The 14,965-nt window shown below is 68.9% G+C and carries 10 protein-coding genes; 1 reads left to right on the top strand and 9 read right to left on the bottom strand.

What is annotated here, in order from left to right; genetic code table 11:
- A partial coding sequence (locus tag VMJ70_09910) for an ABC transporter ATP-binding protein (GenBank protein ID HTO91436.1) occupies positions 1-1,948 on the bottom strand: 1,948 nt, incomplete at its 3' end.
- 30 nt (positions 1,949-1,978) lie between these two features.
- Complete coding sequence (locus tag VMJ70_09905) at positions 1,979-3,010, bottom strand: DUF1028 domain-containing protein (GenBank protein HTO91435.1); 1,032 nt, start codon at positions 3,008-3,010, stop codon at positions 1,979-1,981.
- 101 nt (positions 3,011-3,111) lie between these two features.
- On the opposite strand from VMJ70_09905, the gene VMJ70_09900 reads away from it, so the two are divergent.
- Positions 3,112-4,689 carry a DUF4301 family protein gene (locus VMJ70_09900; protein HTO91434.1) on the top strand — a complete coding sequence of 526 codons (1,578 nt, stop codon included), beginning with the start codon at positions 3,112-3,114 and terminating at the stop codon, positions 4,687-4,689.
- Between the two features lie 12 nt (positions 4,690-4,701).
- Here VMJ70_09900 and VMJ70_09895 read toward each other — a convergent pair whose 3' ends face one another.
- From VMJ70_09895 to VMJ70_09865, 7 genes are all read right to left on the bottom strand, one after another.
- Positions 4,702-5,310 carry a rhodanese-like domain-containing protein gene (locus VMJ70_09895; GenBank protein HTO91433.1) on the bottom strand — a complete coding sequence of 203 codons (609 nt, stop codon included), beginning with the start codon at positions 5,308-5,310 and terminating at the stop codon, positions 4,702-4,704.
- 140 nt (positions 5,311-5,450) lie between these two features.
- Positions 5,451-8,831, bottom strand: coding sequence for an FG-GAP-like repeat-containing protein (locus VMJ70_09890; GenBank protein HTO91432.1), 3,381 nt, complete (start codon positions 8,829-8,831; stop codon positions 5,451-5,453).
- Positions 8,832-8,951: 120 nt separating this feature from the next.
- Positions 8,952-9,647, bottom strand: coding sequence for a hypothetical protein (locus VMJ70_09885; GenBank protein ID HTO91431.1), 696 nt, complete (start codon positions 9,645-9,647; stop codon positions 8,952-8,954).
- Positions 9,634-10,242 carry a sigma-70 family RNA polymerase sigma factor gene (locus tag VMJ70_09880; GenBank protein HTO91430.1) on the bottom strand — a complete coding sequence of 203 codons (609 nt, stop codon included), beginning with the start codon at positions 10,240-10,242 and terminating at the stop codon, positions 9,634-9,636. The genes VMJ70_09885 and VMJ70_09880 overlap by 14 nt, the downstream gene beginning before the upstream one ends.
- A 48-nt stretch (positions 10,243-10,290) precedes the next feature.
- A complete protein-coding gene (locus VMJ70_09875) occupies positions 10,291-12,942 on the bottom strand; it encodes a CHAT domain-containing tetratricopeptide repeat protein (GenBank protein ID HTO91429.1) in 2,652 nt (883 codons plus the stop codon).
- Positions 12,939-14,183, bottom strand: coding sequence for an FAD-binding oxidoreductase (locus VMJ70_09870; protein HTO91428.1), 1,245 nt, complete (start codon positions 14,181-14,183; stop codon positions 12,939-12,941). The genes VMJ70_09875 and VMJ70_09870 overlap by 4 nt, the downstream gene beginning before the upstream one ends.
- The coding region (locus tag VMJ70_09865) for an FAD-linked oxidase C-terminal domain-containing protein (GenBank protein ID HTO91427.1) at positions 14,180-14,965 on the bottom strand (786 nt) is incomplete at its 5' end. The genes VMJ70_09865 and VMJ70_09870, both read right to left, overlap by 4 nt.

The following is a 14,965-nucleotide window of genomic DNA, read 5'->3' as shown; positions in this document are numbered from 1 at the left end:
ACACCCTCGGGGGCGCCACGGTCTCGCTCTCGCTGATCGCGCGGGCGCGCTCCGGCACTTCGATGAAGTCCTCGCCGGGATTGATGAAGCGATTCAGTTCGAGCTGGTACTGGCGATCGTGTAGCTCGCGATAGCGGCCATGTTTCACCATCAGCTGCTCGTGGGTGCCGCGCTCGACGATTTCGCCCCCTTCGAGCACCAGGATCTGATCGGCGCCCCGAATCGTAGACAGCCGGTGCGCGATCACGAACGTGGTGCGCCCGCGCATCAGCGAGCGCAGCCCGTCCTGAATCATGGCCTCGCTCTCGGAGTCGAGACTCGAGGTCGCCTCGTCCAAGATCAATATCTTGGGGTTGGCCAGAATGGCCCGCGCGATCGAGACCCGCTGCCGCTGCCCGCCCGAGAGACGCACGCCACGCTCGCCGACGATGGTGTCGTAGCCTTTCTCGAAGCGGTCGATGAACTCGTCGCAGTGGGCGATGCGGCTCACTTCGCGAATGCGTTCGGGCGTGGCGTTGGGCCGCGAGAACGCGATGTTCTCGGCGATGGTGCCGTCGAACAGAAAGTTGTCCTGCAGCACGACGCCGAGATGATCGCGATAGTCGGCGAGCCGCACGGTGGCGAGGTCGCGGCCGTCGAGCATCACGCGCCCGGACTTCGGGCGATTGAACGCCATCACCAGGCTGATCAGCGTGCTCTTGCCCGAGCCGCTCGAACCGACCAGCGCGGTGGTGGTTCCCGCCGGCGCGTTGAAGCTGACGTGCTTGAGAACCGGCGCGCCGGCGTTGTACTCGAAGCTCACGTCCTCGAACGCGATGTCGCCCTTCATGGGGCCAAGCGCCGGGCGCTCCGCGTCGCTCGCGTCCTCGGCCACCATCGCCTGCAGGTCGCGGATGCGGTCGAGGCCGGCGAACGCCTCGGTGATCTGGGTGCCGATGTTGGCGATCTCGACCAGCGGGCCGGCCAGCATGCCGGTGAACGCCAGATACATCACCAGCCCACCGACGGTCATCTTGCCGGCGAGGATGGACTGGCCGCCGACCAGCATCATGATCACCCCGATCGCGCCCACGATGATGGTCGAGAACGCCTGCGTGCCCGACACCGCGGTGATGGATTGCGCCACGTTGCGCAGCAGCCGATTCGCGCCCCGCGTGAAAACGATCTGCTCGCGATGTTCGGCGGTGTAGGCCTTGACGATGCGCACGCCGCCCAGCGTTTCGGCGAGCCGCCCCGTGACCTCGGCGTTGATCTTGCCGCGCTCGCGGAACAGCGGGCGGAAGCGCTTGAACACCCAGGTCATGAATCCGCTGAAAATCGCCAGCACCGCCAGCGTGATCAGGGTGAGGCGCCAGTTGAGATTGAGCAGCACCACCAGCGCGACGATCGCGGTCAGGATCCCGCCGATCAATTGCACGAGCCCGGTGCCGACCAGATTCCGGATGCCCTCGGCGTCGGTCATGATGCGGGAGATCAGAATGCCGGTCTGAGTCGAGTCGAAGTAGCGCACCGGAAGCCGCGTGACGTGCGCCATGACCCTGCGGCGCATGTCGGTGATCGCGCGCTGCGCGGTGATCGACACCACCTGCGACAGGCCGAAGCCCGAGAGCGCCTGGATCAGCGTGGCGCCGCCGGCCGCGAGCGCCAGCGGAACCAGCAGCTGCACGTGACGCTTGCCGATCACGTCGTCGATCAGCGTCTTCGAGGTGAAGGGCAGCACCAGTCCGGCGGCGCGGCTGATCACCAGCAGCACCAGGCCGATGCCGAGCTGGCGCCGGTGCTGAACGATCAGCTCGCGCGATTCGCGCCAGACGTCGTTCAGGCTGGGGTTCTTGCGGCGGGCTTCGCTCACGGTGCCGAGGCTAGCAGCCGCGCCGGGGCCGGAAAAGCGCCCCGAGCTTGACGACTCCTTGGCGTGCGGCAGCGGGCTGACGCGCTCGATTCTCAACTCAAGCTCCTCGCGACTCCGAAAACCTCGTTACCTGAGAAATCTTTCCACCCGCGGCGCCTGGCGCTGCACCTCGGCGATCTTGTCGGGGTCGTTGGGGAACAGGCCGACCTGCGCCAGCCGCGGAACCAGGTCCATCCAGAAACGCTCCCGCGCGAACACGTGGCGGAAGGTCTGCAGGCCCTCGGGTTCGCGACCGTTGGTGTACATCGAGACCGCCGCCCAGAACTGCAGCTCGACCACTTCGGGAGCGAGCTTCGCCGCCTGCTCGTAGTTCTTGAGCGCCTCTTCCGGCTTCTTCTCCGAGATCGCATTGTCGCCGGCGTCTTCATAGTTGTAGGCGCGGCGCAGCTTGATGAGCCGCCGCAATTCCCCGAGCGGATCCTTGCTGTCCTCGACGCGCAGATCGATCACGCGATCCGCCCACGGCTTGCCGCTCGATTTCGCCTTCACGATCACCATCGCCGCCGACTGACGCCCGCGGATGTCGCCGCCCGCGCGCTCGCCGGCCTCGAGCGCCTGCATCATCCGCTCGGCGAGGTCGCCCTTCGCCGCCTCGTAGGCGCGCGCCATCGCCGGCCAGATTGCGTCGCTGCGCATGAGATTGGCCTGACACGAATAGTCCTTGCCGACGTGCTGGCCCGCGAACGGAATGCACCTGGGTCCCGTCCATGCGTCGACGCGACCCTGAGCGTCGATCATCGCCACCTGGCGCCCGTCGCGCGCGGTGTCGGCGGCGACCAGCTGCTTCAAGGCCTCGGGCGCCGGCACCCCTTTGCGCATCAGCTCGAGACCGTTGGGACCGTAGTCGACCAGCACCAGTGACTGTGTCGCCACCGCGCCGACTCCGGCCTCGGCCCATGGAACCACCGGGCCGACCGAGAAGTAGTGCGACTGCACCGCCACGCCGAGCTCGCCGGTCTCGGGATCGCGCGCCACGATCGAATAAGTGTGAGCGATCGGGCCGATCTTGTCGGCAGCGAGAGCGGCCTGTGGCGAGAGCGCCAGCAGGCAGGGCGCGAGAGCGACGATCTGGGAACCGCGACGAGCGTGGCGCTTCATGTCTGCCTCCATGAGATCGAGTGGAAGCCCGGAGGCTAGCACCTCGCGCACCGTTGCTCGATTCCGCTACCTTGCCCGGTCGAGACCGACCGCCCATTACCATGCCCGGACATTTCACTCCATCCGACGCCCAGCAGCTCGCCTCGCACGGCATCTCCGTGGAAGAGGCCGAGCGACAGCTTGCCTTGCTCGCCCATCCACCCGCCCCGGTCGTGCTCGATCGGCCGTGCACCATCGGCGACGGTATCGTGCGCGTTGGCGCCGAGGAAGGTCGCGAGCTGCTGCGGCTTCACGCCGACGCCGCCGATCGCGGGCGGGTCGGCATGTTCGTCCCAGCTTCGGGCGCCGCGAGCCGCATGTTCCGCGATCTCATGATCTGCCGCGCCGAACCGGAGCTGATGACGCCCCAAGGCCTCGATGCCGCGGCGCGCGCCGGGCGAGCCGAAGCGAGGGCGATGCGGGAATTCCTCGCCGGCATCGATCGCTTCGCCTTCTTCGCGGGGCTCAAGGCCGAGGCGGAACGCAACGGAGCTCGGCTTCGCGATCTGGTGCGGAGCGGTCCGTACGAGACGATTCTCGAAGCGCTGCTCGACGAGGAGACGCTCGATGCCGCGCGGACGCCCAAGGGCCTGCTTCCGTTCCACGCCTATCCGGAGGGGCCCCGTGCCGCGTTCGAAGAACACCTGATCGAGGCGACCCAGGTGGTCGCGGATGGCGAAGGTGTGTGCCGGCTGCACTTCACCGTGTCGCCCGAGCACCGGCGGCGCTTCGAGGCGCGAATCGCCGACGTCGGGCCGCAGCTCGAGGAGCGGCTCGACGTGCGGCTCGACGTGGAGCTCTCCGAGCAGCGACCGGCCACCGACACGATCGCAGCGGCGCTCGACGGCGAGGCGTTCCGCCATGCCGACGGCTCGCTGCTGCTGCGGCCATCCGGACATGGCGCGCTGATCGAGAACCTCGCCGACCTCCCCGGTGATCTGGTGATGGTGCGCAACATCGACAATGTGGCGCACGACCGGTTCAAGCCGCCCACGTTCTCCTGGTCGCGGATCGTGATCGGCATGGTGGCAGGGCTCGAGCGGCGCGCGGTGGAGTTGCTCCGGCGCCTCGAGAGCGGCGCCGACGCGACGGCAACCGAGGAGGCGGCGCATTTCCTGCGCGAGACGTTCCATCGAGTTCCGCCCCCGGACGCCGCGGGCAATGGCGCGGCCGCGAATTCGGCGCTGGCGGCGTGGGCCCACTCGCAGCTCGCGCGCCCGATCCGGGTGTGCGGCATGGTGCCCAACACCGGCGAGCCGGGCGGCGGGCCGATGTGGGTGCGCGGAACCGACGGCGAGGTCACGCCGCAGATCGTCGAGCTGTCGCAGGTGAACAACGCCGATCCCGCGCAGAAGAAAGTGGTGGCGTCAGCCACCCACTTCAATCCGGTGTTCATGGCGCTGGCGCTCCGCGACGCTCGGGACCGGGTCTATCCGCTCGCGCAATTCGTGGATCGTCAGGCGGTGATGATCGCGAGGAAGAGCGACGGCGGCCGCGAGCTCAAGACTCTCGAGCGGCCGGGCCTGTGGAATGGCGCGATGGCGGGCTGGAACAGCCGGTTCGTCGAAGTGCCGCTCACCGTCTTCAATCCCGTGAAGACGGTGAACGATCTGCTGCGCCAGGAGCACCAGCCCGGCTGAGAGAAGCGTTTTTCACCGCGGCGCGATCGGCGGCTCGAACTGGATTCTGGTCTGGTGAACGTCGAGCGTCGGGCCCAGCTCGTACACGTTCCGGTAGCCGTAGTTGTAGAGCGCGATGAACGTGGAGAGATTGAGCGACGCGGTCGCGAGCTTGGAAGGGAACGCGTTCGGAGCGTTGAGGAAATTGTTGTTGCAGTAGATCAGGATGCGCGTGCTCTTGTCTGGAATCGTCCGCGCGAGGCTGGCGACCGCGATGTCGGGGAAGCTGAGATTGACGGCGCCCTTCACGTGCAGCAGGTCATACTTGTCGTGGCTGCGTGCGTCGAGGATCAACGTGCCGGGCATGCGGCTCATGCGGATGAAATCGTCCTCGCTGACGCGGTGCCTCAGGCGTAGCGCGGCGGCCTCCTGAGAGACCTTCAGGAAGCCGTTCATGTCGATCGATGGATTCGCTGGAGGCAGGATCGGCGTCACCACCATCGGAGCGGGCTTCACGATCGCCGACTGAGGCGGAGCGGGGGCCGCGTTCGCGGGCGGCGCCTGGTCGGCGCGCGAGATCGAGGCGCTGAACGCGATCGCCAGCGCCAGAGTCGCGTTGCCCGCAGTGATCGATCTTCTCATCCGGTCCGCTCCCTTCCGCCGGTCGGGGACCACACGCCCCGCATGAAGGGGATCGGCAGGGAACGGGAGGGGCTCCAGCGAAGACTGGCGGCGACATCCCGTCGCCGCCAGTTCTTACAGGCTCTTGACGCTGGCTCGCGCTACTCGAGCACTGCGGCCCTCACCATCCGCGATTCGGCCCCGCAGGTGAGCCGCACCAGATAGACGCCGGGCGGAAGCATCCGGCCATCTGCAAGATCGATGGAATGCTCTCCGGGGCCGAATCCGCCGACGTCGCGATTCGTGATGCGCCGCCCGCTCACATCGAGCAGCTCGATCCGGCCCGGTCGCGAAGCCGGCAGCGAGAAGCGCACCACCAGCCCCGGCCCGCGCGCGGGATTCGGGCTCGGCGGAGCAAGCGCGAACTCGGCCGGACCGGGGTCGCCCACCGCGGTGATTCCATTGGGGCCGACGAGCGAGAACGGGCTCACGTTGCCGTTCACGTCCACCGCGGCGAGCTTGTACCAGGAGCCCGCCGGGCCGACATCCTGATATCCGGTGTCAGGGAGCGAGGCGACGAAGTTGCCGGGACCGGGAACGAAGCCGCTCGAAGCACCGCGATAGAGCTTGTAATACCAGAAGTCCGCTTCGGTGTTGGCGCCCCAGTGAAGATGCGTGGCACCTCCCGAATAGGCGCCGAGGAATGGTGCCGGTGGCGCGGGCGGCAGATTGTCCACCGAGTAACCCGAGTCCGGCGCCGAGTCGTAGTAGACGCCGGGCGTCGCGGTGGACGCTCGCACCAGGAAGACGCTGAAGTGAGCGCCGGTGGTGTTCGAATCGATGACCGTCGGCGCCACCAGGTCGTATTCGGTTTCAATGTTGGCCGGGACGCTGGCGACGAAATCCCAGCCGGCCAGCTCGGTTTGATTGGGCACGAGCGTGGCTCGAGGAGCACGCGCCAGCGATGCGCCGATCACGAGCTGGCGCCGGAACACGTCGTAGCGCGCGATCGGCGTCGGTGAGCTGTAGAAGTCGAACGGGCTCCGCGCGAAGGCCAGGTGGACGCGACCTCCCTCATCGGCCGTTACGTCCTTCGTCGAGACGATGTGACCGGCCGCGGACGTGACGACTCGCTGGCTGACAATCGGCGAAACGCTGGCGACGAACCGCGAGATCGGCCGATAGAGCGCCCACAGCGACCGAACCCCCAGCCGAGTCGTGGTAATCGAGATCGCCGCGACGCCACCCGCCAGATTCGTGTACCCGAGCGGCGTGGCGCCGTCGTAGAAGAAGACCGGCCCGGTGAGCGGTCCCGCCCCCGGCGCGGTGGTCGTGACCGTGGCGGACAGCACGAGCGGCCCCGGGCGCACCGCGGGGTTGGGCGTCACGCTCAGCGCGGTCTGCGTGCTCTCGAGCGCGAGGTCGGTTCCGATCTTCGCAAAATTGTTCTCGGAGAACACCAGATCGGGCTTGCCGTCGCCGTTCAGATCGGCGATCGCGACCGAGTAGGGATCGACCCCCTGGAATCCGATGACGCGCGGGGCGAATACGCCGCTGCCTCGGCCGGACAAGATCGAAAGCGCATTGCTTCCCTGCTCGCAGACCACCAGGTCCGGCAGCCCGTCACCGTCGATGTCGCGGATCGCCACCCCCTGCGGATTGGTTCCGGTGCCGTAGTCGCTCCTGATGAACGACGTGCCGGTTCCATTTCCGATCAGGACCGAGACACTCGGGCCCGCGCTGTTGGTGACCACCAGGTCGGCCTTGCCGTCGCCATTGACGTCGCCAATCGCGAGGCCATGAGGCGTTGTGCCGGTGGCCACCGTCACCTGCGGATTGAGTCCACCGGTGCCGTTGCCGAGGAAGATGGAAACCGTGTTCGTCGCGCCGTTGGTGACCACGATGTCCGGATTCCCGTCACCGTTGAGATCGCCGGCGGCGATCGCGTTGGGAGAGGATCCGGCCGTGACGTCGGTCTTCGCGCCGAACGTGCCGCTGCCGTTGTTGAGCAGGATCGAGACGCTGTTGCCGGTGGAATTGACCGTCACCAGATCCGGCCGGCCGTCATGGTTGAGATCGACCGCCACGATCCCCGCCGGGAACAGACCCGTCGTGTAATCGACGTGCGCCGCGAAGTTGCCGACGCCGTTTCCCATCAGCACCGACAGCGTGTTGAACCCGCCGCCGGCGATTGCGATGTCGGGATTGCCGTCGAGATTGAAGTCGGCCACCGCGACTCCGAACGAGCCACCGGTGAGACTGAAGTCGGTCTTGGGCCCGAAGCCACCTGCGCCGTCACCCAGCAGGGTCGAGACCGACATGCTGGCGGTATTGGCGACGACGGCGTCGAGCCTGCCGTCGTGATTCAGATCGGCGAGCACGACCTGCCCGGGAAAACTTCCCACCACGGCATCGGTCTTCGGAGTGAACGGGAATCCATTGTCGTTGAGCAGCACCGACACCGAGGACCCCGAGTTGTTGGCGGTGACGACGTCCAGCAGGCCGTCACCGTTCATGTCCACCACCGCGACGCCATCCGGGCCGATTCCGGCGCTGGTGAGCGCCGGGAGCGAGAAGCCGCCGTCTCCGTCACCAGTCAGCACCGCGATGCTGTTGGCGCCGGTGTCGGCGATCACGATGTCGGGAGAGCCGCCGATGCTGTGCGTGCACCCCGTGGCCACCGAGATGATGTTGGTGCCGATGGCGTACGCGGTCCGCGCGCCGACTCCGATCGGGCCCAGCCAGACCGTGACCGAGTCGGTGACATTGCTGGTCGCGACCAGGTCGGGAGTGCCGTCCTGGTTGAAATCGGTGGTGGCGACGCCGGTCGGACTGGTCACCGCGACGGTCGCCGGCGTGCCGAATCCGCCGGAGCCGTCGCCGTGCAGGATCGTAATGCTGTTGGAGCCGTGATTCGCGACCGCGAGATCCACGTGACCGTCGCCGTCGAAATCTGCCGCAGCCAGCGACGTGGAAGTGCTGCCGCTGGTGAAATCCCTGCGCGAACCGAGACCCCCGGCTCCGTCGCCGAGGAGGACCGTGACGCCCGAGCCGCTCTGCGTGCTGACCGCGACGTCCGGCCGGCCGTCTTCGTTGAAGTCGGCGATCACGGCGCAATTCGGCAGCGGCCCCGTCGCGACGTCGGTCTTCACACCGAAGCCACCAATGCCATCGCCGAGCAGGATCGAAATCGTGCCCGCGGTTTGATTCGTGACCACCAGATCGGGCCGCCCGTCACCATTCAGGTCGCCCACCGCCACGTTGGTGGGACCGTTTCCGGTCGGCCAATCGACATGGAACGAGAGATGACCGCCGCCGGTGCCCAGCAGCACCGAGACGACGTTCGCCGAGAAACAGGGAGCGATCACATCGGGCCGCCCGTCGCTGTTGAGATCGGCGACCGAGACGTTGTAAGTGCCGGCAGCAGTCGTGTAGTCGATTCGGGTGCTCAGGGTGAACGCGGCGGCGATTTGGGCGGAGCCGGGCAAATACAAGAGCAGTGCAATGAGGATGGAACCGTGAAACTGTGGGCGGAGCTTCATGGCGACCTCTCGAGTCGGGCGCCGCGGGCGATTCCGGACGCGCGTGACGAACAGACGATCGGGAGGTCACGGAAATCACAGCCCCGGCCCGAGTCTCCGGCCGCCGCCGAACCGCCGCTCTCAGGGAATCTGGAGCGGCGCGGTCTCCGACTGGGCGAGCGGGGTGCTGCCCTTCCTGGCGCTGACCTGCCAGAGGACGGTCGAGCGGCGCGAGAGGCCGGACGGCAATGCCACCAGCGAGAGCACGAGCCGTGGCTCGCTCGTGGCCGGGGCGTGGGCCAGATCGCGGAGGTCGGAGGCGAAGAACGCGACCTCGTAGCGATCGGCCCCCGCGACCGGCTCCCAGCTCAGCTCGAGCCCCTCGGCGGTCGCGCGCGGCGCGTGAAGCGCCAGCTCGACGGTTCCACCGACTCGCCGGCCGCGCAGGACCGGGTTGGACGCGCCGCGATGTTGCGTCGCGACCCAGGCGCCGGCCGCGACGATCACGATCACGGCCAACGCCAGTACGGGTCGCAGGGCCGCCCACGACCGCCAGCTCCACGAATTCGACGGCGGGCGGCGTTCGCCGGCCGCGCCCGCGGCCGCGGGTCCGGCGCTCTGCCCCAGCTCGCGCACCAGCAATGCCTGGAGATGCGCCCGCGCCTGCTCGAGGCCGGCCTCCGCCCCGGCGGCACCGGGATTCACGAACGATCGGTAGGTGGCGAGCAGCGCGCGCCCGCGGGGCGAGCGCTCGAATTCTCGGCGCCGCGGATGATCGGACGAAAGCTCGGCGATCTCTCCCAGCTCCTCGATCGAAAACTCTCTATCGCGTTCCATCGGGCTCTCCCTTGCCAGTCTGCTCCTCGCGACTCAGCGCCGCGCGCAGTTTGCGGCGAGCCGTTTGCAGCAATCCACGCGCGCCCGACGCGGATTCGACTCCCAGTACTCGCGTGATCTCGTCCACCGGCATCCCCTCGACGCAGCGCAGCCAGATCGCGTTTTGTTCAAGTGGTTCGAGGTGTTCCATCACCAGTCGCTCCAGCCTCGCTTCGCCTTCGCGCTCGATCCACAGCGCCTCGGGGTTGGCGCCGCCGTCGCTCAGCTCATCGGTTTCCACCTCGTCGTCACGCGTCAGGCTGCGCGGGCGCAGCGCGGTCCGGCAGCGGTTGCGCACGATCGCGAACAGCCACGACGCGAATCGCGCGCGCCCCTCGAACCCCGGCAGCCCCCGCAGCGCATCGATCATCGCTTCCTGCGCCAGATCGAGCGCGCGATCGCGGTCGCGCACCATCCGGAAGCAGTAGAGATAGATTCGCTCCATGTACCGGCCGAGCAGCGCCTCGATGGCGGCGCGCCCAGCGGCTCCGTCGGGATCCTCGCGCACGCGACGCAGCAGCTCTTCGTCCGGGGCGTTGCGATGCGTGTCGCTCACGAGAAGGACGATCCCCGAGTCGGTTCGTCACAGCCGAAATGCGCGCGGTCAGGCACGGCGGCGCAACGCCAGTCGGGATTCGGGTTTGCCCACCAGCACGAACCCCGCCCAGTAGCGCGGATGGCGGGTCTCGGGTCGGGCCATGGTCTCGAGCTGCGCGGAGCGCAGCGCGGCGGCCGGCGTCTCGCCATGAAGCAGCTTCGAATAAAAATCCTCCATGAAGGTCGCGGTCGCACGGTCGTCCACCGGCCACAGAGTACACACGACCGAGGGCACTCCCGCGCCGAGGAACGCGGTGGAAAGCCCCAGCACGCCCTCGCCGAACAGTTCGCGGCTGCCATAGGACTGGCAGCCGGAGAGCACCGCGAGCCGGGCGCGCAGCCTGAGACTGGCGATGGTGGAGGCACGGAGGAACTCCAGCTCTCGAGGCGCGGCGGAAGAAGTGAGCTGGATGCCCGAGCGCCACGGGGCGTCGATGTTGACCTCGGTGTGAGCCGCGACATGCACCGCGTCGCACCCGGCGAGCCGGCCCAGCAGCGCGTCGCGATCGAGAACGGCCGGATTCTCGAGCACTCGGACGTGCTCGATGTTGCGTTCGAGCCAGCGCACCTCCTGTTCGGCGCCCGTCAGGCGATCCGCGCCGTGCGCGCCACCCGCCAGCGCCAGCAGCTCGCCGGAAGCATTCGCTCCCTCACCGGGGAGGAGGTTGCGCAGAATGGTTGCCGAAGGAACCGTCACCACTTCGCGATCCGCCAGCACGACGCGGCCCTCGAGCCGCAGCGCGCCAAAGGGAACGCCCGCCAGCTCGGCGTCGGGCGCGATGATCACGCGACGGGCGGCATGGACGAGATCCGCATACCCGGCGAGCAATCCGAGCCCCAGCGATGCGGCCGCCGCGTCGCAGGCGGAGACCGCCGGAGCGTCGCTGCCGCGCGCCGCGAACAGACTGCCGCTTCGCGCGATCCTGGTGCGCAGCTCGCGCGAGTTGCCCAGCGAGACCCACCGGAACGCCCGTGGCGAGGCCGCGCAGGCGAACGCCGAGTCGGGACCGGTATAGAAATCGAGAAACAGCTCGCCTTCGCGAAGGCCGCCGCTCTGCAGCCATGCGAGAGTCGCCGCCACGCGGGACTGCGTCGAGGCCAGCCTTCCTCCCATGCGCTCCTCGAGCGTGCGCGCCTTGAATCTCTGAATGGCATCGAATGCGCGCCGCTCCTCCTTCTCGCGCTCCGGCCCGCCGGACTCGCCGGCGATCAGCACCTGGAACTCCTGGTAGAGCATCGCGGCATCGGGCCCGCGCGATTCGCGCCACTCCGGATCGCCGGGCGTGCCACGCCAGCGTTCCCAGCCCGAGGCGGCCTCTTCCAGCTCTCGAAACGCGAGCTCGTGCTGGCCCAGCGCGGCGTGGCAGCGGGAACGGTAGAGCTGGTCGCGCCAGGCGTCGGCGGTGGAATCGGCGCTCGCGGCTTCGAGCAATCGCAGGCCCTCCTCGGGATGTCCGCTGAGCAGCTCGAGCTCGATCCGGTCGCGGCGGAGGTCTCGCCGCTGCAGTGCCGAGAGCGCGCCGCCCGCGCGATCGGCGATGCCGGCGGCCTGCGCGCGCGCAGCGGCGATGCGCCCCAGACCACGCAACGCCTCGATCTGTGCCAGCTCGGCGGCGGCGCGTGATTCCGGAGTCAGCGCCTGGCTACGACTCAGAGCCGAGTCGGCATCCGCCAGGCTCTCGTCGTAGCGGGCCTGCCGGGCCCGGATCTCCGCTCGCGTGATCCAGGCGCGAATCTCATGATCGAGATCGCCGAGCGCCTTCGATTCGCTCAACACGCTCTCGGCCGCGGCGGCCGCTTCGTCGTATCGGCCGAGATCCACCAGCGCCTGCGCCACGTTCAGTCGCGTCGACCTCGCGAAGTCCGACTTCCGGACCTGCTCATAGAGGGGCAGCGCGCGGTTCCAATCGGCCAGGGCGGTGGTGGGGTCGCCGTCGGCCTTCTCGATGTTGCCGAGATTGTTCCAGGCATTGGCGGCCGACAGCCATCGCGAGAGGCCGGCGCTCTCGGCGATCACGCGCTGATACTCGTTGCGCGCAAGATTGGTTTCGCCGAGCGCATCGTAGGCGCGGGCCAGCCCCACGTGGGCCTCGAGCGCCTCGGCGTTCAGGCCAGCTCGCGACAGCTCCGAGATCGCACTGCGATATTGCGGCACGGCGCGCGTGTACTGCCCCTCGCAGAGGTGCTGGTACGCGGCCAGCCAGTCGGCTCGCGCCACCGACGCGACGTTCCCCTGGGCGCGCGCGAGTCGCTGATTCTCGAGCGCGAGCGGTGCCGACTCCTTGAGACGCCCGGTGTTCTGATAGGCGAGGGTCAGCGCACGGAGCGCCGCGCACCACAGCGTCGTGTCGCGCAACTGAGGGGCGAGCTTGAGCGCCGCGCGAAGATCCTGTTCGCCGGCTTCGGTCTCGCCGCTAAATGCGAGCCGCCCGCCACGCTGCACCAGCGTCTGGAGCTCGAGCCGCCGATTGCCGCTGGCGCGCGCCGCGCGCAAGAGCGAATCGAGGAGCGCTTGCGACTCGCTCCAACGTCCGGCGACGACCAGCGAATCTTCGCGCCGGAAAATCGGGTAGTTGTCGGAGAGCGGCAGCGCGCTGCTGGTGGACGCATGGCCGGGCGTCGCGAGCGCGAGCGCCGACAGTGCCACGAGCGCGATCAACGACCCGGGTCGATCCACCGTTCCCCGAACGCGAAGCGCCGGCCGGGGTCGAACGCGTCGCGAAGCCCGGCGCGCATCGAGGCGACGGCCGCCTGCGGCGGAATCGCCGGTTCGATCGCGCTCGAGCCGCGATGATCGATCAGCGTGAAACCGGAATCGGCGAGCGACGCCGCGATCGCGGGTCCGTGGCCCTCGACCGGCCAAAGCTGAAGCCGGCCGGCCGACGCATGAAACACGAAGGGTCCGCCGGCCGCCGCATCGAGCACCGCGCCGAGCGCCGCCGGCGACGTGTCGGCGGTGGTGAAGCTGAGCCGCGCCCCGGGCGTTTCTTCGAGATCCGCGAGCCGATCGAGCAGCGCCCCGACTTCCGCGCCTTCGATTCGCACGGCGGGCTCTCCAAGCGCGCGGGTGGTGGCGATCTCCTGCTCGGCGACCCACGCGGCGTCGTCCTCCAGCGCCACGATCGCCACGCACTCGCCGCCCCGGCCCGCGACGCCGGCGGCTGCCGCGCGCTCGCCGCTCGGCACGGTGAGCGCCGAGGGTTCCAGGCGGGGGAACTCGCTCCATCGCGCCCGGTCTACGAGCGTGGCGCGATCGAGGGCGAAGACCAGCGCCACGCGCGTCGCCGGCGCCGGCTGCAGCTTGAGGCTGGCTTCCAGGATCACCGCCAGCCCGCCACGCGAGCCGCACAGCAGGCGATGAAGCCCGTAGCCGGCGACGTTCTTCACCACTTTCCCACCGCTGCGCGCACTCGACCCGTCGCCGAGCAGATAGCGCGCGCCGAGGACGCGATCACGCGCGGCACCGAAGCGGCGGCGGCGCGGCCCACAGGCGTTGGCCGCGAGCGCACCGCCGAGTGTGGCGCGGCGGGCGTGCGCCGCTTCGAGCGGGAGCTCCTGGCCGTGGCGCGCGAGCTCCGCGCGCAGCGTGGCGATGGTGATGCCGCATTCGGCGGTGAGCGTGAGATCGTCGGGCTGGTACTCGACCAGCCGATCGAGCGCGCCAATATCGAGCGCCAGGTCGTAACGTTCCGGCGCCGCCTCGCCGGGCAAGGCCACACCGCCGCCCCACGGAACCACGCTCAGGCCGTCGCGCGACGCGACGCGCAGCGCTTCCGCCGCCTCGTCGCGCGTCGCCGGCCGGAGCGCGAATCGCGGCACGAGGCCGGAGATCGCGAAACGCGCGGGATCCAACGCGCGGCTCGCGTCGAGGCCGAGAGCCGCCGACAGGGTGTCACTCATATCCACGGCCCCTCGACGTCGGCGCCGGCCGGCGCGCCGCGCATCACCGCCGGAGCCGCGCCCTCATGGGCGTGCGCGGCGGCCTCGCCGCACCCCGCGCCGCCCGGCAGCACCTTGCAGGGATTCAGGCGGCCTTCGGGATTGAGCGAGGTGCGCACGCGGTTCATGAGCACGAGATCCTCGGGCGCGAACAGCTCGCGCATCATCGGCTTCTTCTCGATGCCGACGCCGTGCTCGCCCGAGATGGTTCCCCCGAAGCGGATGCACATGCGCAGGATCTCCTGCGACACCTCGAGCGCCGCCTGCTGCGATTTCGGGTCGCCGAAGTGAAACGCGATGTGGGGATGGAGATTTCCGTCGCCGGCGTGGAACACGTTGCCGGTCTCGAGTCCGCGCTCCTCGCACAGCCGATAGACCGTGGCCAGCGCCTCGGCGAGCCGCGTGCGCGGCACCACGCCATCCATGATGTAGAAGCCGTTGCCGCTGCGGCCGAATGCGCCGAACGCCGACTTGCGGCCCTTCCACAGCGCGGCGCGCTCGGCATCGTCCTTCGCCACGCGCGTCGAGCGCGTGCCGTGCTCGCGCGCAATCGCAACGATGCGCTCGACCTGCGCCGGCAGACTCTCGGCCGGGCCGTCCACCTCGATCAGCAGAACGGCGGCGGCGTCGAGCGGCAGCCCGAGGTGGAGCCAGGCCTCGACCAGCTCGTTGACGTTGCGATCCATGATTTCCATCGCCGCCGGCACGATGCCCGCCGCGATCGTGGCCGAGACCGTGTTGCA

It is taken from the genome of Candidatus Sulfotelmatobacter sp. (genome assembly GCA_035498555.1).
Classification (GTDB): domain Bacteria; phylum Eisenbacteria; class RBG-16-71-46; order RBG-16-71-46; family RBG-16-71-46; genus DATKAB01.
Note: the sequence above shows the minus strand (reverse complement) of the source record. Positions and strands in the feature narration are given on the sequence as shown.

What these genes read in the sequence shown, in the direction of transcription:
- VMJ70_09905 (HTO91435.1), bottom strand. Translation starts at nt 3,010, where the DNA reads ATGAAGCGCCACGCTCGTCGCGGTTCCCAGATCGTCGCTCTCGCGCCC.
- VMJ70_09900 (HTO91434.1), top strand. Translation starts at nt 3,112, where the DNA reads ATGCCCGGACATTTCACTCCATCCGACGCCCAGCAGCTCGCCTCGCAC.
- VMJ70_09895 (HTO91433.1), bottom strand. Translation starts at nt 5,310, where the DNA reads ATGAGAAGATCGATCACTGCGGGCAACGCGACTCTGGCGCTGGCGATC.
- VMJ70_09890 (HTO91432.1), bottom strand. Translation starts at nt 8,831, where the DNA reads ATGAAGCTCCGCCCACAGTTTCACGGTTCCATCCTCATTGCACTGCTC.
- VMJ70_09885 (HTO91431.1), bottom strand. Translation starts at nt 9,647, where the DNA reads ATGGAACGCGATAGAGAGTTTTCGATCGAGGAGCTGGGAGAGATCGCC.
- VMJ70_09870 (HTO91428.1), bottom strand. Translation starts at nt 14,183, where the DNA reads ATGAGTGACACCCTGTCGGCGGCTCTCGGCCTCGACGCGAGCCGCGCG.